This is a genomic window from Accumulibacter sp., assembly GCF_023806635.1.
Lineage (GTDB): Bacteria > Pseudomonadota > Gammaproteobacteria > Burkholderiales > Rhodocyclaceae > Accumulibacter.
On record NZ_JAMTDQ010000104.1, the window covers coordinates 25976 to 44544 of the forward strand.

At 65.7% G+C, this 18569-nt stretch carries 13 protein-coding genes; 2 read left to right on the top strand and 11 right to left on the bottom strand.

The genetic code is table 11. The features are described from left to right. Positions 1-208: 208 nt before the first annotated feature. The 9 genes from NFW30_RS17965 to NFW30_RS18005 form a co-directional block, all read right to left on the bottom strand. On the bottom strand, positions 209-1003 hold the full coding sequence (locus tag NFW30_RS17965) for a serine protease (RefSeq protein WP_295349428.1): 795 nt from the start codon (positions 1001-1003) through the stop codon (positions 209-211). A 1-nt stretch (position 1004) separates the two neighbouring features. Further along, positions 1005-1928 carry a transglycosylase SLT domain-containing protein gene (locus NFW30_RS17970; protein WP_034936197.1) on the bottom strand — a complete coding sequence of 308 codons (924 nt, stop codon included), beginning with the start codon at positions 1926-1928 and terminating at the stop codon, positions 1005-1007. After that, the gene (locus NFW30_RS17975) at positions 1928-2968 is read right to left on the bottom strand and encodes an SDR family oxidoreductase (RefSeq protein ID WP_295349462.1); all 1041 of its coding nucleotides are present in this window, start codon (positions 2966-2968) and stop codon (positions 1928-1930) included. Before NFW30_RS17975 ends, NFW30_RS17970 begins: the two co-directional genes overlap by 1 nt. Positions 2969-2985: 17 nt before the next feature. Then, positions 2986-4266, bottom strand: coding sequence for a nucleotide sugar dehydrogenase (locus tag NFW30_RS17980; protein WP_295349431.1), 1281 nt, complete (start codon positions 4264-4266; stop codon positions 2986-2988). A 53-nt stretch (positions 4267-4319) separates the two neighbouring features. Further along, positions 4320-7106, bottom strand: a complete 2787-nt coding sequence (prsT, locus tag NFW30_RS17985; RefSeq protein ID WP_295349433.1) for an XrtA/PEP-CTERM system TPR-repeat protein PrsT — start codon at positions 7104-7106, stop codon at positions 4320-4322. A gap of 52 nt (positions 7107-7158) precedes the next feature. Then, a complete protein-coding gene (gene prsR, locus NFW30_RS17990) occupies positions 7159-8517 on the bottom strand; it encodes a PEP-CTERM-box response regulator transcription factor (RefSeq protein ID WP_295349435.1) in 1359 nt (452 codons plus the stop codon). Beyond that, on the bottom strand, positions 8514-10616 hold the full coding sequence (prsK, locus tag NFW30_RS17995) for an XrtA/PEP-CTERM system histidine kinase PrsK (protein ID WP_295349437.1): 2103 nt from the start codon (positions 10614-10616) through the stop codon (positions 8514-8516). The genes prsR and prsK overlap by 4 nt, the downstream gene beginning before the upstream one ends. 67 nt (positions 10617-10683) lie before the next feature. Beyond that, entirely contained in the window at positions 10684-12066 is a 1383-nt protein-coding gene (locus NFW30_RS18000) for a TIGR03013 family XrtA/PEP-CTERM system glycosyltransferase (RefSeq protein WP_295349439.1), read from the bottom strand. A gap of 286 nt (positions 12067-12352) precedes the next feature. Further along, a complete protein-coding gene (locus NFW30_RS18005; protein WP_295349441.1) occupies positions 12353-14410 on the bottom strand; it encodes a hypothetical protein in 2058 nt (685 codons plus the stop codon). Positions 14411-14760: 350 nt separating this feature from the next. Here NFW30_RS18005 and NFW30_RS18010 point away from each other — a divergent pair, with 350 nt between their 5' ends. Next, positions 14761-14904 (top strand): hypothetical protein, encoded by a 144-nt coding sequence (locus NFW30_RS18010; protein ID WP_295349443.1) that lies wholly within the window; start codon positions 14761-14763, stop codon positions 14902-14904. A 172-nt stretch (positions 14905-15076) separates the two neighbouring features. Here NFW30_RS18010 and NFW30_RS18015 read toward each other — a convergent pair whose 3' ends face one another. Further along, positions 15077-15553 (bottom strand): HIT family protein, encoded by a 477-nt coding sequence (locus tag NFW30_RS18015; protein WP_295349446.1) that lies wholly within the window; start codon positions 15551-15553, stop codon positions 15077-15079. Between the two features lie 178 nt (positions 15554-15731). Between NFW30_RS18015 and NFW30_RS18020 the strand changes: the two genes are divergently transcribed. Then, positions 15732-16703: a patatin-like phospholipase family protein gene (locus tag NFW30_RS18020; RefSeq protein WP_295349448.1), complete on the top strand. Its 972-nt coding sequence runs from the start codon at positions 15732-15734 to the stop codon at positions 16701-16703. Positions 16704-16802: 99 nt separating this feature from the next. Here the strand turns inward: NFW30_RS18020 and NFW30_RS18025 are convergent, their stop codons facing one another. After that, entirely contained in the window at positions 16803-18500 is a 1698-nt protein-coding gene (locus NFW30_RS18025; RefSeq protein WP_295349449.1) for a phosphoethanolamine--lipid A transferase, read from the bottom strand. Positions 18501-18569: the final 69 nt, after the last annotated feature.

The following is an 18569-nucleotide window of genomic DNA, read 5'->3' on the forward strand; positions in this document are numbered from 1 at the left end:
TGCTACCAGAAGCCGGCTCAGACAGCCGCAAAATGAAGGTTCGTGCGCAGGAAGGCAGCCACCGCTCACCGGCAACAGGCCGTTGGCAGCCGGGTCCGACAAGGAGACCGCGGCGGCAGATGATCGATTTCCCTGTCGGGCAAGGACTGCCCCGGCCGCATGGCGCGGCAGCACCAGGGCATCGGCCAGGGCCCGGGGAAGCGAAGATTTACTGCGTGCCGCTCTTCTGCAACAGCTCGCGCAGGAAACGCACGGGTATGGCGAAGCTGATCCCGGACGGCTTGCTGAGAACCGATTCCTTGTTTTCCTTGACGAAGACCATGTTGATGACGCCAAGCACCTCGCCGCGGCTGACCTCGAACAGCGGGCCGCCGCTGTTGCCCGGGTAGGCCGTCGCATCGAGCTGATAGATGTCGAAACTGCCTTCCCTGATCTGCTGCACGACACGGGCGTTCAGTTCGCGGGCATTGGCCCCCGGCAGGACGATCGGCGTGATCGCCGAAATGATGCCGCGATGCGTGACCGGCGACAACCCCAGCGCGCCGCCGATGGGAAAGCCGGTAAAGGCGATCGCCTGGCCTTCGCGCACGGGCTCCGATTCGTGCAGGGTGAGGGTCGGCAGCAACGGGCCATCGATGCGCAGCAGCGCGAGATCGTGCCCCTTGTCCACCGCGACGACCCTGGCCGGCCGCTGCTGTGCCTTGCCAGCGGCCGGCCGGACGAGGATGACCAGCTTCTCGCCTGCCGCCTCGTCGATCGCTGCCGCGACCACGTGCGCATTGGTCGCCACCGTGCGGCCGTCGCCGACGACGAAGCCCGTTCCGCGCATGACGAACTGCGGGCTGCGGGTCACCTGCTGCGTCCCGACGACGACCACCGATGGCTTGATCCGCTCGATGACATCGGGCAGTTCGGCTGCCACCGTCCCTGCCAGGCCCAGCAGGCCACAGACAACGGCAACGGCGGCCAGCAGGTGGCGCAAGGCCGAAGGCACGGCCTGCATCCTACACTCCCCGGATCGAACGGATGCGCGGCAACTCCGGCGACGGCGTGGTCACCTTGGCGTCGTAGGGATGATCGTCGCGCTTGAAGATGCTGATGATCCGCTTGACGTAACCCTGCGTCTCGGCATAAGGCGGCACGCCGCGGTAGCGATTGACCGCGCCCTCGCCCGCGTTGTAGGCGGCGGCAACCAGACTGACGTCGCCCTCGAAATAGGCCAGCAGCCAGCGCAGATACGCCAGCCCGCCACGCAGGTTCTGCTCCGGATCGAATGGCTGCCGGACGTTGAACCGTGCCGCAGTATCGGGAATGAGCTGCATCAACCCCTGCGCGTTCTTGTTCGACAGCGCTGCCGGATTGAAGTTGGATTCGGTGCGGATCACCGCCAGAGCCAGCCGCGGACTGACGCCGTACTCCGGTGCCAGCTGGTTGACCAGACCGACGACCTTTTTCTGCATTTCGGTGATCGGTACGAGGACATCCTTGCCGTCGTCGAGGAAGGCGAAGCCGCGCATGCAATCGGGAACGGTCGCCGCCGGCTCGCCGACGAATCGCTGCATCCTCTGCGACTGCTCGTGTCCCTGCCTCGCCGCCAGGGCAAAGAAGTACGCCGCCCGGGAATCGTCGCGCTCGATGCCGCGACCATTGGCGTACATCCAGCCGAGGTTGAACTGCGCTTCGGCATCACCCATTCGGGCGCCCTCGCAATAGAGCTTCACCGCGCGCGCGTAATCGCGCGGCACGCCCTCGCCGTGCTCGTGCGCCAGAGCCTCCTTGCGCAGCGCCAGCCGGCGCTCGGCCTCGGACTCCTTGGCCGCGACGCCGGCGGCAGCGGCAAGGGATGGCGCGGCAAGACCCAGCAGGCCGCAGAAAAGGATTGCACCCCGGCGCATCAGGGCGGAACAGCCAAGACAGGAAGCTTTCATCAACGAACTCCAGCGGCCACGCCGAAACGTGACACGTACCACGGCATCGCCGCCCGAACCCCCTCCTCGATCCGGTGGCTTGGAAAATAGCCAAGCAGACGCCTGGCCTTGGAAATGTCGGCGCGCGAGTGGCGCACGTCGCCTGGTCGGTAATCGCCATGCACCGGTCGCAAGTCGCGCACGTCGGGACAGAAGTCGAGCAAGGCCTCCCGCAGGACGTCGAACAGCCGGTTCAACGAAGTACGGTCGTCGACGGCGACGTTGTATACCTGATTCACTGCCGCCGCATCGTCGCTCGTCGCCGCCAGCAGGTTGGCCTGCACGGCATTGTCGACAAAGCAGAAGTCGCGACTGGTCTCGCCGTCACCGTTGATCGTCACGACATCGCCGAGCAGCATCGCGCGCGTCCAGCGTGGGATGACCGCGGCGTAGGCCCCCTCGGGGTCCTGGCGCGCGCCGAAGACGTTGAAGTAGCGCAGGCCGACCGACGGCAGGCCATAACAGCGCGCGAAGACGTCGGCGTACAACTCGTTGACCAGCTTGCTGACGGCGTACGGCGACAGCGGCCGGCCGATCTGTTCCTCGACCTTGGGCAACGCCGGATGATCGCCGTAGGTCGAACTCGACGCCGCATAGACGAACCGCCGCACGCCGGCATCGCGGGCGGCGACGAGCATGTTGAGGAAACCGTCGACATTGCTGGCATTGGTCGCCAACGGATTGGCCAACGAGCGCGGCACCGAACCGAGGGCCGCCTGGTGGAGGACGATCTCCACCCCGTGGCAGGCTTCACGGCAGGCGTCGAGGTCGCGTATGTCGGCCTCGATGAAGCGATGCCGGTGCCAGGCTTCGACGCCAACCAGCGACTGCACTTCGTCCAGGTTGCGCCGGTGGCCGGTCGCGAAGTTGTCCATCCCGACTACCGTCTGGCCCATACGGAGCAGGTTCTCGACGAGGTGCGAGCCGATGAAGCCGGCGCTTCCCGTCACCAGCCAGCGCGCCGGGCGCTGCCGCAACCGCTCAGCGAGCGACGACAACACCGGCGCCGCAGTAAAACTCACAGACGCCACACGCTCACCCCGTGCGCCACCAGCTGCGCTTCGTTGAACATGCTCTTGACGTCGGTCAGCACACCGCCGGGCTGCAGCTTGCCGACGAAATCGGACAACGGACGCTCCTTGAACTGGCGGTGGGCAACCGCAGCGACAATCGCCGCTGCCGCCGGCAGTTCGTCCCACGGCGCCAGCTCGACGCCGTACTCGTGCCGTGCCTCGGCTGCATCGGCCACCGGTTCATGCACGATCACGCGCGCACCGTAGGACTCGAGTTCGCGGATGACGTCGATGACGCGCGAGTTGCGCAGGTCGGGACAGTCCTCCTTGAAGGTCAGGCCAAGGACGATGATCGGTGCCCCCTTGACCTGCCAGCCATTGCGAATCAACTGCTTGACCGTCTGCTCGGCAATGAACTTGCCCATGCCGTCGTTGATCCGCCGCCCGGCGTTGATCACCTGCGGGTGATAGCCGAGCATCTCCGCCTTGTGCGTCAGGTAATAGGGGTCGACGCCGATGCAGTGACCACCGACGAGTCCCGGCCGGAAGGGCAGGAAGTTCCACTTGCTGCCCGCCGCCTCGAGGACCTCGACGGTGTCGATGCCGACACGATCGAAGATGATCGCCAGTTCGTTCATCAGGGCGATGTTGAGGTCGCGCTGGGTGTTCTCGATGACCTTGGCAGCCTCGGCAACCTTGATGCTCGACGCCGGAAAGACGCCGGCCGTGATGACGCTGGCGTACATCTGGCGAACGCGCTCGAGGGTTTCCGGGGTGTCACCGGAGACCACCTTGACGATTTTCGTCAGCGTCCGCTCCTTGTCGCCCGGATTGATCCGTTCGGGCGAGTAACCGACGAAGAAGTCCTGCTTCCATTTCATCCCGGAACACTTCTCGATGATCGGGATGCACACTTCCTCGGTCGCGCCCGGATACACCGTCGACTCGAAGACGACGGTCGCGCCACGCTTGAGGTTCCTCCCGACCACCTCCGACGAGCCGATCAACGGACCGAAGTCCGGTTGGTGCGCCGGGTCGACCGGCGTCGGTACGGCAACGATGACGAAGTCCGCCGCCGCCAGAGCCGTCGGATCGTTGCCGACTTCGAGGTGGATGGCCGCCGCGAGATCGGTGCTGCTGACCTCACCGGTCGGGTCGACGTGGCGGCGATAGTGCGCCACCTTGCTCGCCGACAGATCGTAACCGATGGTCCGCATCTTCTTGCCGAACTCGACGGCGAGAGGCAAACCGACGTAACCGAGACCCACCACAGCAACAATAGTCATGAACACTCCATTCAGTTGGTTTTCCGCGCTGACTTCAGCAAGCCTCCGCTTGACTACAGACCCTTCTGCAGCTCCGCGACCTCTGCCTGCGCCGGGAACTTGTCGCCCAGCTTGGCGACCTCATCAAGCTGCTTCTTGGCTTCTCCCTTCTGGCCTGCCTTGATCAGCGCCCGCGCATAGTTGACGCGGATCACCGCTGCCTGCGGCGCCAGGTCCAGTGCCTGGCGGAACAGCTCGAGCGCCCGCTGCGTGTCGCCCTTTTCCATCAGCAGCACCGCCAGGGTATCCATCTGTGCCGGCTGGTTCGGTGCCAGCCTGTTCGCCTTCTCGGCATACTCCATGGCCTTCGGGTCCTTGGTCTGGGCGCCCACCCAGGCCAGATTGTTGAGCACGATCGCATTGTCCGGCTGCGCCTCGAGCAGCACGCGGTAGTGCCGGGCAGCAGTCGCATAATCCTTGCGTGCCGTCGCGTGGCCTGCCAGGTAGAAGCGGAAACGCGTGTCCTTGGCGTTCTCCTTGAGCCAGCCGGCGGCGAAGCTGTCCGCCTCGCTCAAGTTGCCGCTGCTGGCCAATGCGAGATGCAGCTTGGCTGCCACGTCGGGACCTCCAGCCTCCTTGAGCCCCAGACGGTAGGCGGCAATGGCTGCCGGCCAGTTCTTCAGCGCAGCCTGCGCGTCGCCCTCGAAGAGATAACCGATCGCCTCCTTCGGCCGCTGCTTCTGGACCTCCTTCGCCACCGCAATGGCTTCGGCCGCCCGCCCGGCATCGAGCTCGAGCATCATGATCCCGCGCTGTGCCTCGAGCGAATTCGGCTGCACCTGCAGCGCCTTCCTGAGGTTTTCCAGGGCAGCTGGCTTGTTCTTGGCCGCCACCTCGATCTCTGCCATGCGCAGATAGGGCAGCGGCAGATCGGGTTTCAGGGCCGCCAGTTTGCCATAGGTCGCCAGCGCCTGATTGTAGTCCTGCGCCGCCTGCTGCGCGCGTCCGGCCGCGTCGAGGATCTCCGGCCGCTCGGGCAAGGCGGCGACCGCGTCCTGTCCGGCTGCCAACGCACTCTTGACCTCGTTCTTGCCCAGATACAAGCCGATCAGCGCCAGTCGTGGTGCGGGCTCCTGCGGATTCGCGGCGATCGCACGGTTGATCAGGGTGGCGACTTCCTCGGTCTTGCCCCCGGTTCTCGAGCGCAGTTCCGCCAGGGCGAGATATCCCTGCGTACTCTTCGGATCCTTGGCGACAACCGCCTCGAAGCGCTTCTTCGCCTCCTCGGGTTTCTTGTCCGCCATGTCCAGGCTGGCCAGGTTCGCCGCCGCCGGGAAGTAGGCGGCGTTCAGTGCGAGTGCCTGCTCGAAACTCTTGCGGGCGCCCGCCACATCGCGCTTGCCAAGCAGCGCCGTGCCGCGCAGGTTGTGCACCAGCGGGTTCTCGGGCTGCTTCTTCTCCAGGGCGGCGATCGCCTTCAACGCCGGGTCGAACGCCCGCCGTTGCAGATGCGCCGTGATCAGCGCCAGATCGGCGCGATTGCCGGGGTCTGCGGCAGCCACCTGTTCGAGGTCGCGGAAGGCCGTGTCGGTGTCGCCCCGGGCCAGATTGACCATCGCCAGCGAAGTCCGCTTGCCGGCATTCTGCGGATCGAGCGCCGCCGCCTTGGCGAAATACTCGCCGGCCTTTTCGACTTGGCCATTCTGCAGGAACACCTGTCCGGCCAGTGCCAGCATGTTTGAATCCTTGTCGATCTTGCCGAGAACCGGCTCGATCAGCGCCAGGGCCTTCGCCGGCTTGCCGTCACGCAGGTAACTGGCAATCAACACGCGGCGGGCAATGCCGAGTTCGGGTGTCTTCGGCAGCGCCTTCAGGAGGTAGTCCTCGGCCTGCGGGTAGGACTTGAGTTCGTATTCGATGAGGCCGGCCAGTTGCAGACCGAGCGGGTTTTCCGGAACGACGCGCAACATCAGCAGGATGGCGTCCCGGGCGGCGGGATAGTCCTTCTTCTGGTAGGCCAGCATGGCCGTCAGGTAGTGCGTCTGCGGATGATTGGCGGCGAACTGCTTGATCGTCGTCAGCTGCTGCGCGGCCGCATCGAGCTGATTCTCGGCCAGTTGCTGGCGCATGATCGCAGCGTGCCCCGCCAGATAGTCCGGCTTGACTTCGACCGCCTTGCGATAGGCTGCCATCGCCCCCGCACCGTCGCCCTGAGCCTGCAGCAGATCACCCTTGAGCTGCCAGGCTTCGTACAACCTGGGCGAATCCTGCAGTCCGCGGTCAAGTATCGCCAGCGCTCCGGGCAGGTCGCCGCCGGTGGCTTTGAGCCGTGCCTCGCCGATCAGTGCCGGCGCATAGCCCGGCTGCGCCGCCAACGCCGCGGCATAGGCTGCCTCCGCCTGCTGCGGCTTGTCCTGCAACAGATAGGCCTGGCCAATCGACGTCTGCAGGTCCGCCCTCGCCTCGGCGGTCGCCAACGGGGCGTTGGCCAGATCCTTGATCACCTTCTCCGCCTGGCCCATCATCAGCAGTGTGCGGGCCAGCAGGGGGGTGATCTGTTCGACCGAGTAGTTGAGTTCCTGCGCCTTGCGCAACTCGACCTCGGCACCAGCCGGATCGCCACCCGCAAGCAGCGCCTTGGCCAGCAGAAAACGGGCTTCGGCGAGTTGCTGATCCTGCTGCAAGGCGTTCTTGAGCTGGATCACCGCCGTCTTGTGGTCGTTCTTCTGCAGTGCTTCCTTCGCCTGATTCAACAGATCCGCGGGCTTCTCGCCACCACCGCAGCCCAGCAGGAGCAGAGTGGCGAGCAGTGCCGAGGCGGTCGCCTTGCGCAGCGCAGGCACGGAGTTACGAGTATTCATCAAAATCCCCCTGTGTCGAAAAGCTTGCCCGAAAAACATCCAGCTGAAGGCCTCACTTGAGCCCAAACCTGTGCATCATATCGTACAGCGTCGGGCGGCTGACACCGAGCAGTTCGGCAGCCTTGACGACATTGCCGTCGGCGCGCGCCAGAGCGGCGATCGTCACCCGTTTCTCGGCCTCGTCACGCGCGTTGCGCAGGTCGAGCACTGTTTCCTCGGCCTGTGTCGCGCCACCGAGGCCGATGTCGGCGGCAGTGATCTGATTGCCATCAGCCATGATCACCGCCCGCTTGATGCAGTTCTCGAGTTCCCGAACGTTCCCCGGCCAGGCGTGGGCCTCGATCACACGCAGCGCATCCTCGCGCAGGCTCATGGCACCGCGAGCGTTCTCGGCGGCGAAACGCCGCACGAAGACGTGTGCCAGCAGCGCGGCGTCGCCCGTCCGGGCACGCAGCGGCGGTATGTTCACGACAATCTCCGCCAAGCGGTAATACAGATCTTCGCGGAAACGACCCTCGCTGATCAGGTTCTGCAGATTCTGGTGCGTGGCGCAGACGATCCGTACATTGACCGGAATCTCGTTCCGCCCGCCAATCCTCTCGATCACCCGCTCCTGCAGGAAGCGCAGCAGCTTCGCCTGCAGGTTGTGCGGCAGATCGCCGATCTCGTCGAGCATCAGCGTGCCGTTGTTGGCCGTCTCGATCTTGCCCGGCGTCGTCTTGCCGGCACCGGTGAAGGCGCCCTTCTCGTAGCCGAAGAGTTCGCTTTCGAGCAGGTTGTCGGGAATCGCCGCGCAGTTGATGGCGACGAAGCGTTCGCGACGCCTCGGTGACGACTCGTGCAGACCACGCGCGAGAAGCTCCTTGCCGGTACCGCTTTCGCCGAGCAGCAGCACGGTCGCGTCGGTGACGCCGACGCGTTCGATCGTCCGGCAAACGCGCAGCAAATCCGGGTCACGGGTGATCATTCCCGACATCGCATCCGGCTGCTGCATCGCCTGCAGCCGCTCATTCTCCTTCTGCAGTTCGTGCAGCCGGTATGCCCGCTGGATCGTCAGGCCGAGCAGGTCGACCTCGAAGGGCTTGGCGAAGAAATCATAGGCACCGAGGGCGATCGCCCGCAGGGCGTTCGCGCGGTCGTTCTGGCCGGTCAGCACGATGACCTTGGTATCGGGTGCGAAGCTCAGAATCTCCTCGAGCAGCTTGAAGCCCTCCGACACCGAGTCCGGGTCAGGCGGCAGACCCAGATCCATCGTCACCACCGGCGGCTGGTAACGGCGCATCAGTTGCATCGCCGTCTCGCGGTCGTCGGCGCCCAAGGTCTCATACTGATCGAAGGCCCAACGGATCTGCTTCTGCAGTGCGCGGTCATCCTCGACGATCAGCAGGTGCGGCAATTTTGCAGCGCTCATTCCTGTTTCCCCGACAATTCATCCGACTTCAGTGCCTTGCCCGCCTCGAACAGCGGCAGCAAGAGGTCCACCTGAGTGCCCACGTCGACCGCGCTGTCCACCGAGACCCTGCCGCCCAGTTCATGGACGTACTGGAAGCTCTCATAGGCGCCAATTCCCATTCCCGTCGGCTTGGTCGTCTGGAACGGCTTGAAAAGCCGTTCACGAACGAACTCGGGACTCATCCCGTGCCCCGTGTCGCCGACCTCGACGAGAGCCTGTGTTCCCTGGCGGGCCATCCGGACCCAGACGCGGCCGCCACTTTCGGTGGCGTCGAGCGCGTTCTGCACCAGGTGGCCGATGACCCGCTCGATGCGATCCTCGTGACCGCGCGCCAGCAGCTTCTCCTCGATGGTCAACTCGACCTCGCGCCCCTGACCCGACTTGGCCGTCTGTATGCGCCGCAGGACATCCGCCAGATCGATGCCGCGCGGCCCGTCGAGTGGCGTCGTTCCCTGCCGCAACTGCATCATCAGCTGCCGCATGCGCTCGACGGAGTGCTCGACGGTCATCAGCATGTCTTTCTGGAACTCCGGATTGTCACGGTGACGTTCGGCGTTCTTCAGCATCAGCGAGAGCTGGGCGATGATGTTCTTCAGGTCATGGACGACGAAAGCCGACATCCGGTTGAAGGAATCGAACTTGCGTACCTCGAGAAGCGCTTCGCTCGCCTGCATCTGACCGAGGAAGGCACCAGCCTGCCTGGCCGCCGTCTTCAGGAGGTCGTTCACCTCCCAATTGACGTCGATGCGCGTGCGGGCCGTCGCCAGCACGACGAAGGCGATCAACTCGCTGCCGGTGGTCAGCGGCACCACCAGCCAGGCGTTCGGCACCTCGACCAACCACGACGGGAGCACGAGCCCGTCGTAGCGGCGCGGCAGCGAGCGATACTCTTCGAGGTTGATCACCCAACCGCTGTCGAGCAGAAAGCGGCAGAGCGGGCTGTCGGCGTCCTCGGTGGCCGCCGAGGCAGGCATGTTCCAGAATGCCGCCTGGGCAAGGAAGCGGCCAGAGGGATCCTTCAACCAGAGCGCACCGCTTGGGCTCTCGACCATGTCGGCCAAGCCACGAACCACGTGCCGGCCCAGACCCGCAAAGCCGCCCTGAGCAGACAACGTGGCGGTGAAACGCAACCACTCCTCGCGGTAATCGTAGCGGTAGCTGAAGAAGTGCTTGCCGACCTGCACGCGCAGGCGCGCGCGCATCGAGCCGGAGAAGGTCAGCGCGACCAGCACCAGCAGGGCAGCGAAAAGCAGCGCCAGTTGCAGGGCACGCCCCCACTCGCCACCGAAGAAGCGCACGTAGTAACCGGCAGCTGCCATGAAGAGCAGGTAGGTGCCAACGATCAGCAAGGTCGCCGACTGCAGGACCGCACGCTGCGACATCACCAGGCGCCGCTTCCAGTCGTGGCTGCGGATTGCGGACAGGGCCACCAGCGGCAGAGCGATCGCGTGGGCGAAGCCGCGGATGCTGAAGGCGTCGGCATCGATGCGATTGAACAGCAAGGCGTCCGAGTAGACGTAGAGGTCGAACAGGAAGACGCCCCCCAAGCCCAGACACAACGGCTTGATGCTCCAGCGGAAATCCGGCGAGACGTTGCGGAAGAGACGCTCGACCAGGACCAGACCGAAGACGCTCATCGCCAGCGAGGCAAACAGCGCCAGCCTTGCCGACGAGCCGACGACGTCGACACCGAAGACGGCCATCGCCTGCACGACGAAGCCGCACGCCACCAGCAGCCCGGCAATCGCACTCAGCCATCCGATGCCAGCCGTCGGCGCAGCACCTTCGGCAGGAGACTCCGGGCGCATCAGCATGATCAGGAAGAGATACCAGCCGCCGAAGCGCAGCACGTCGGCCAACAGGTTGCCGGCGAGAAAGATCCCCTGGCCGGTGAGCGCGAAGGCCAGCCCCAGCATCCCCCAGACGGTGCACAGGGCGACCGCCAGGAACATCGCGCCGCTGCGACTGCTGTTTCGCCGGCCGGACGCCAGGTAAAGCGTCAGCAGCGCCGCCAGCACGCCCGCCAAGCCATAGCTCCAAGCCGAGATGATTGCCATCTTGCTGTCCATCAGCGCCCGTAGTCCTCGTCGGTCGAAAGCAGCAACCGGAGCGGCAGTTGCCCGGTCAGCGGGCACCCTTGCCGGTCAGGACCACTCCGACGGTATGAAAAAGGATCACTATATCAAGGAAAAGGGTGTGATTCTTGACGTAGTACAGATCGTACTGCAGCTTCTGGACCGAATCCTCGATCGTCGACCCGTACTGGTAACTGACCTGTGCCCAGCCGGTGAGGCCGGGCTTGACACTGTGGCGCACGGCGTAGAATGGGATGTCGCGCGTCAGCTGGTCAACGAAGTAGGGGCGTTCGGGACGCGGTCCGACCATGCTCATGTCACCGGTCAGTACATTGTAGAGCTGCGGCAACTCGTCGATGCGCAGCTTGCGGATGATGCGGCCGACGCGTGTCACCCGATCATCGTCGGTGGCTGCCCAGCGCGGCTTGCCGTCGCTCTCGGCGTCGTTGCACATGCTGCGGAACTTGATCACATCAAAGAGGCGGCCATCGAGGCCAACCCGCTCCTGGCGATAGAACACCGGGAACCCGTCCTCGAACACGATGAGGATCGCCGTCACGAGCATCACCGGCAGCGCCAGCAACAGCAGGACCAGCGCAACCAGGATGTCGAAGGCCCGCTTGAAGAACGTCCGCCGCCAGGTCTGCCGGAAACCGTCGCCGAAGATCATCCAGCCGACGCGCAGCGAATCCAGGCGCAGTTGCCCAAGCGCACGTTCGAAGTAAGTGGCGAGATCGAGCACCTTGACCCCGGACAGCTTGCAGTCGAGGAGTTCGCGCAAGGGCAGCGCACCCCCGCGGCGTTCGCGAACGGCAACGATGATCTCGTCAACCTTCAGCGAGTGCGCCGTATCCGAAAGCGACATCGCCTGCGAGAGGACCACCTGTGACGGAACGACCACCTCGGGATCGTTCGAGCTGGGATAGAAGCCGACGATCTGGATGTCGGGATCCGATTTGGCAAGCACGCGACCGACGTTCTCGGCTTCTTCGCCCGCGCCAAAGACCAGCACACGGTGGCGCAGCAACGACCCGGGCAGGCTGTGTGCCCCGTGGACACGCCGTACGAGGGTCGCAAACAGCGCCGCCAGTCCGGAGAGAAGCATGAAACCACGGTCCACATCGGAGATCGCCAGCAACGAAAAGACCACGTACGCCAGCGGAATCGCCAGATAGAGCGAAAGCACGGCGCGGGCACGGGTCTCCGCCAGCGTCCGGCTGTGTACGCGCTGGTACATGCCCAGCCAGGAATTCAGGACGATCATCGTCAGGGCGAAGATGATCGCGTAGAAGACGATCCTGTCGAGTTCCAGGTTCGCCCCGCCGCCAAGCCAGACGGCGGCGAGAACCACACAAACGACCGGGAACATCAGATCGACGGCAACCTGGGCGACAGTCTTCCGGTGAAACCAATGATTGAACACCTTGATCACGATAGACCCCCTGCAAGCATGAACATCGCCCCGCGTGCGCCGTTGAGAAGCGAATCCACCCGTGCCCTCCCGCTGCTTCATCGGCAGGGCGCGGCGAAACGCATGACACGAAGGCTATCAGCGCGGCGAACGGGTGACCGTGACCTAATGCACAGGCCGCTGAGAATCGGGCAGCGAAGACCCGCCACCCTGCTTGGAGACCATCGAGAAACCACCTTGAAGCATCGACATAATCATCTGATAAAATTGCAAGTTATTGATATTGCTCGGTTGCTTGACAAGGTGATTATACACCGGACGGCCAGTCCGGCGCTTTGCCGGAACGTGGCAGCGACGGCACCTGGGCAGGCGAGCCGTCATCGATGAACAGCGCGCAACAGAGCAACAGGTACAGCAGGAAGGCAACGCGCGGCATGTCGAGCACGCTGACGAAGACGCCGGTCGCCATGCAGGCCAGCAGCGCAGCCAGGAGATAGGGTGCGAGTTCGTGCCCGCGCTGACAAAGACGCCAGAGATTGACCAGCGCCAGCGCCATCAGGGCAAGCAGCAGAGACAACCCGATCGCTCCCTGGTCGATCAGCATCTCGAGGTAGAGGCTGTCGACATGCCAGGGCAGGAAGTAGTGGCGGGCGGCGAAGAACCACCGCGTCAGGCCCTGCGAGAAATCGCCGTTGGCCAGGATGGCGCGACCGCTGCCATCGACCAGGCTGAGCTCATCGACCTCGACGAAGCCAGCCGGACCCAGGAGCCGCAGGGAGAAGAAGCCGGGTACCGGCAACGGCCTGGACACCGGCAGCCGGGCGCTGCCGTGCAGCGACAGCTCGAAGCGTCGCCATTGCCCGCCGCCCGTAGCGAGCACCGCTGACTCGGCGCAGGCGGCGGAGTACAGGAGGTGCTGGTGACAGACGCTGGCAACCAGCACTGCCGGCTGCGTCGAACGGGCTGCGAGGCTGAGGCGGTAGGTCCCGGCAAGCGGCGCCGGAACCCGTTGCAGGACCTCCCAGCGACCCCGCTGCGGCGTCCGCCAGTGAACTCCCGAGAGACCCAGATGACGACCTTCGTCGTCGTCGATCAGATGAAGCCGCCCCGGCATCTCGCGCCCGGCGACCTGCGTCGAGTAGTCGGCCGGAAAGCGACCGCTACCCCTGCCGAAAAGGATGTCGCTGCCGTCCTGCAATAGACCGAGACCTTCCTGCCAGTGCGTCAGCCGCCCGACGAAGTCGCGCTCGCCGCTCGCCAGCCGGCTGCCCATGAACTCTCCGCTGCCGGCAACCAGCAGCACCTCGGCGAGCAGGATCCCGGCCAGGACGCGGTTGGCCCGCTGCCGCCAGCGCGGCGAGTGCTGCCGACCGCTCCCCGCCGACCCCGCCTGCCGCGCGTGGCTGTAAACGAGGACTGCCACTGCAACCGCCACGCCAAGATAGAGCGCCCGCGAAAAACTGGTCAGACAAGCGTAGCACGCGAACAACGCCAGCAGCGCAGCGGCCAGCCAGCTGCCCGGTGCGACGGCGCGCAACACGGGGCGCACGGCAAAAGGCAGAGTCAACGCCAGGAAGGCATCGAGCGCCGCACCGCCGACGTGCATTTCCCAGAACAACGCCGTCGTGCGATAGGCCGTCGTGAAGTCCAGCAGACCGGGATGAGCCAGGCGCTCCCAGAGCGCCGCCAGTACGACCACCGCCAAACCGGCGACCGTACCCGCGGCAAGGCATCGCGTGCTCGAGCGCGGCTGGCAACGCAACAGATCGCACAACGACGGCAGCAGCATCAACACCAGGAGCAGGCTCTTGGCCACGCGCAGGCAGTTCAGCGGCTCTTCATAGCTCTCGAACCAGTCCAGCGGCGGACCACCGGCAGCAATCAGGCCACGCCAGACGGCGGCAAGACATGAGGCTGCGAGCAGGGCGAGGGCGCATCCTGCCAGCCACTGCCCGCGCCGGCTGTCGGGGCTGAGCGGCAGTCGCGACGGCGATGCCGTCGGCAGCAGCAGGACACGGCCAGCCAACCGCTCGTCGCCATGTCCGTCGGCGTTCCTCTCGGCAGCCCGCAGCCAGCGGGCTGGCCACAACCGCTGCAGGACGAGGCGGCTCAGCGACCCGGCCGCTGCCCCAAGGCAGAACAGATCGAACTCCTCGACGCCGATCCAGCCAGTCCATGGCGAGAAGCCGGCCAGCGGCAGACCGGCAGGCAACAAGGCCAGCCAGATCACCGGGTTGCGGCAGACGACGACGCACCAGACGAGCAGCGCGAGTGCCAGTGAAGCCGGCCACAGCGGATGACTGAGCGCAATCAAGGCCGCCAGTGCGCCGCTGAGCATCGCGAGGGCGCCGTGCAGCAGAATCATCGAGCTCCCCAAGGACAGCCACTGACGGCGACGAGGCGGCGGATTGTGTCGTTCGCCGGTGCTTCTGTCAATGCGCCAGCCCCGGCCCGCAGCTTGCCCCGGATCGCTGCGCCGGCGACGGCTGCGCCCTTTGCGACTGCCGCCGTCGCGCGGCATGGCGGCTGCCGCGTCAGCGTGCCGCGGCTTGCCAGCCGGCATGCACTGCGGTCTAATCGGCCCCTGGAACGGGGCGGCTGGCCGCCGCCAGCATCGCGGCCAGCGCGCCCGCGGCAGCGGTGCGGCACTGCTGGACCGGGGCAGCGGGCGAGTCGCTGGCGATGCGCCGCAACTGACGCCAATGGAGGAGATGAATGAGCACCTTGTGGATCGTCCTCGGCATCTGCGTCGTCTTCGTCCTGGCGGCCGCAATCCCGCTGCTGCGCCGCGACGATCCCGGCAGAAGCCCGCTGCCACCACGCAAGGAGACCTTGCACGACTGGCGCAACGAAGGCTGATGGCGTCGGCGTGGCCGGGCGATCGTCGGCAGCCGCACGCAACACGGCGACGGGCGCAGCGCCGACACCAGGAACGGGAAGCGAATCGACGGTGCCGCCCGTTCTGGCCTCGCGCAGTCGCTCCCGCGCCGACGCCTGGCAGGTCAGCCGGCTGACGCCGAAGCCCAGGCGACTAGCGGTCAGCAGGCGGCGCGCCGGCTGGCGGCAGGGCAGCCAGCAGGTGCTGCCGCAGCAGATCCGGCAACTCCGAGCGATCGGCGTGCTGCACCTCGGCGAGGACGGGAACTGCCGGCCAGCCCCGGTCCACCCACGCCACACCGGCAAAGCTGCGCTGCCCTTCGTAACGTGGAATGACGTGGAAGTGCACGTGATGGTCGACCATCATCAGCATCAGATAGTTGATCGCCTGATAGTCGAAGGCAGAGCGCAGGGCGTGCTCCAATGAACCGACGATTTCGGCCAGGGCCGCCATCTCTGCCGCCGTCACCTCCGCGAAGCGCGCCGCGTGCCGGTTCAGGGACAGGATGCCGGCACCGAGCGTCACCTGCCCCGGCCGCACCGACCACGACCACGCCTCATTGTGCGCCACCAGCAGTTCATCGACACGGAACTTGCTGCGAAAACCGGCAAGCATCTGCAGGCCGTCCATCAGTCACCTCCTCGGAGAGCGTTTCGCACGCCGCCGGAAATCGGCGGGGGGTTGCAGCGGCAGCGGCCCGGCGACCGGTGTCAACCGGTGTGCCCCTGCAGCAGCCGTCAGATTGTGCCACACTGGCACTGCGGCTGTTCCCGGCAGCCGCTTCTTCGCACCGGGAAAGGAGAACGGCATGACCAGATACGGCTTCGTCGCCTCGGGCGGCGGCTATCGGAGCTTCTTCAGCGAGGGCGTGCTGGTCTGGATGAGGAAACAGGGTGTGCCGCTGGTACACATCGCCTCGACCAGCTCGGGCAACAACATCGTCGTCGACTACCTGCTCTGGGACTGGGAGAAAGAGGAACTGCCACCAGTACTGACGCGCACCGTCAGGCTGGGCATCGGCGACATCTTCCACATCCTCGGCAACTTCCTCGGCCTGCGGCCGCAGTTGCTGCCGACGGGCACGCATCTGTTCACCGTCGACAAAGCCAGTTGCCGCAAATCGCTGCTGCTCGACGACCCGCAGCGCCGCGACCTGCTGGCCCGCCATCTCGCGACCCTGCGCTGGGACATCCGCGCCACCAATCTGAGCCGGCGGCAGGGCCACGTCTTCCGGATCAACGAGATCCTCGCCAGCGTGGACGATGCCAGCCTCGACCGCTTCATGGACGCCTTCCTCGCCGGCATCACGACGATCCCCTACTTCCGTGCCTGCAGCATCGATGGCGACTACTTCATCGAAGGCGGCTATCTCGACAACAGCCCGCTGCGCACGCTTTTCGAGGACGATGAGGTCGACGAGATCATTGCCATCGACTTCACCGATTACGACTATCACCGCGAACTCGACAAGCTCTACCAGTCGAGCGCCTTCAACCTGCCGTTCAACAGCATCGACACGCACCTGCTGGTCAGCGACATGCAGCTGACCCTGCCCAACACCCGCGTCTTCGCGCAGGCGAAGCTGATCAACGGCATGCTCGCGGCCATGGGCCGACAGAGTGCCGAGATCGATGGCCGGCGCTACTGCGCCAAGCCACTGCACGTCCTGCGGCCGAAGGACCTCGAGAGCATGACGATCTCGCTGAAGGACAGCAGCGCCCAGAAGCGCTACTTCGAGCTCGGCCAGAAGGCAGCGGCGCAATTGTTCGCCGGCCTGTGAACCGCAGGCGACGGCAACGGGGGCCGAACCTGCGGGCCCTATCGCGCAGCGTCGCCGCTGGCGGCTGGGCCGCTGCCATGACGGGCCCGCGGCGAGCGATCAACCCGCGGCGAGCTCGCGACCGCGGCAGCCCCGCAGCAGATCCCAGTCCGCCTCGTAGAGCGCCGTCCCCACGTCGAGCAGGGTGAGCAGCGTGTGGAACAGGTGGTCATGGCTGGCGGGTGCGGCAGCCCGCCGCTGCAGGCAGGTGGCATCGATCGCGGCGCTGCGGCGGAAACCGTCGGAGAACCACATCAGCATCGGCACTTCCTTCTGTACGCTGGGAGCAATGGCGTAGGGCACGCCGTGCAGGTAGAGCCCACCCTCGCCGAGCGATTCGCCATGATCGGAAACGTAGATCAGCGCCGAATCGACCTCGCCGGCACGAGCCTGCAGGATGTTGATCAGGCTGGCCAGAACATGATCGGTGTAGAGCAGGGCGTTGTCGTAGGCATTGACGATCTGTTCGGGCGAACACTGGCTCAGGTCGTCGTTCGTGCATTCCGGCTGGAAGCGGGCAAAGGCCGGTGGGTGGCGGCGGAAGTACGATGGTCCGTGATTGCCGAGCTGGTGCAGGACGATCAGGTTGCTCCCCCGTGCGCGCCGCAGGCGCTCGTCGAGGCCATGCAGCAGGCCGCCATCGAGACAGCGCCCACCATCGCAGAAACCAGGCGGGTTCATGGTCGCGACGCTTTCGCTCGGCAGGCCGTCACAGACACCCTTGCAGCCGGACTGGTTGTCGCGCCACTGCACGCCGACGCCTGCCCGCGCCAGAACGTGCAGCAGGGACTCGCTGCCATTGATCCGCTCGGCGTCATAGCTGCGCCTTCCGACCGGAGCGAACATGCAGGGCAGCGACACGTCGGTGTTCGTGCCACAACTCGCTACCCGGCTGAAGTTGATCACGTCGAGCCGGGCCAGCTCGGGGGTCGTCTGCCGCATGTAACCATTGAGCCCCCAGTTCGCCGCGCGCGCGGTCTCGCCGACGACGACGACGACGAAGCGCGGTCGGTCGCCCTTTTCCACACCAGACCCGGCCACGGCGTCGAGGCCGATCGGCGCGCGCGGCCTCGCCACGCCACGGGCATCGCTAGCTGCGACACTGGCAAGCGACCAGAGGTAGTTCGCCGGCGTGATCAGGTAGCGCACTTCCTTGTGGTTGCGCAGCAGCGACGACAGTGGCTTGTAGACCACCGCCAGCGAGCCGGCCATCGCCACGGCCGCCAGGAACAGCGCCAGCAGGCGTGCGCCGCAGGCACGCAGCGGCGGGCGCACCGCGATCCGTACGCGCCAGAGCAAGAGCAGCGGCAGCAGCGCGTAGAGCGCAAGCTCCACTGCCAGCGCCGGTGACAGAAGTTCGCGCGCTTCCAGGAAATCCGTTCGCAGGACGTTGCGCAGCATCGTCGGATCGAGCAGGACGCCGTAGGCCGACATGAAATGCGAGGCGATGACGGTCGCGACGATCATCAGTGCCAGCAGCGGCTTGACCGTCAGACGCGTCGCCAGCAGCGCGAGCAGGGCGAAGTGGATGGCGACCAGCAGGACAGCGGTTGCCAGCAGCAGACCCCAGGTGCCGGTCGCCGTCAGCGACCGCTCGCCGACGATCGCGGCAAGAAAGGGCCGGTTGGCCGTCAGCACCCAGAAGATGCTCGCCACGAGCAGCAACTGCTCGATGGTCGCCGGAATCGCGAAAGGACCGTCAGCGGCAAGCGCCTGTCCTCGCCGTGACGGGAGCGGGGGAGTGGGCAAGATGGGCATGGCAATAATGCTGCGCGCCGCTCCTGAAGAGCCGCTTAAGCGAGCCGCTGCCGCCCGCGGTCGACCGCC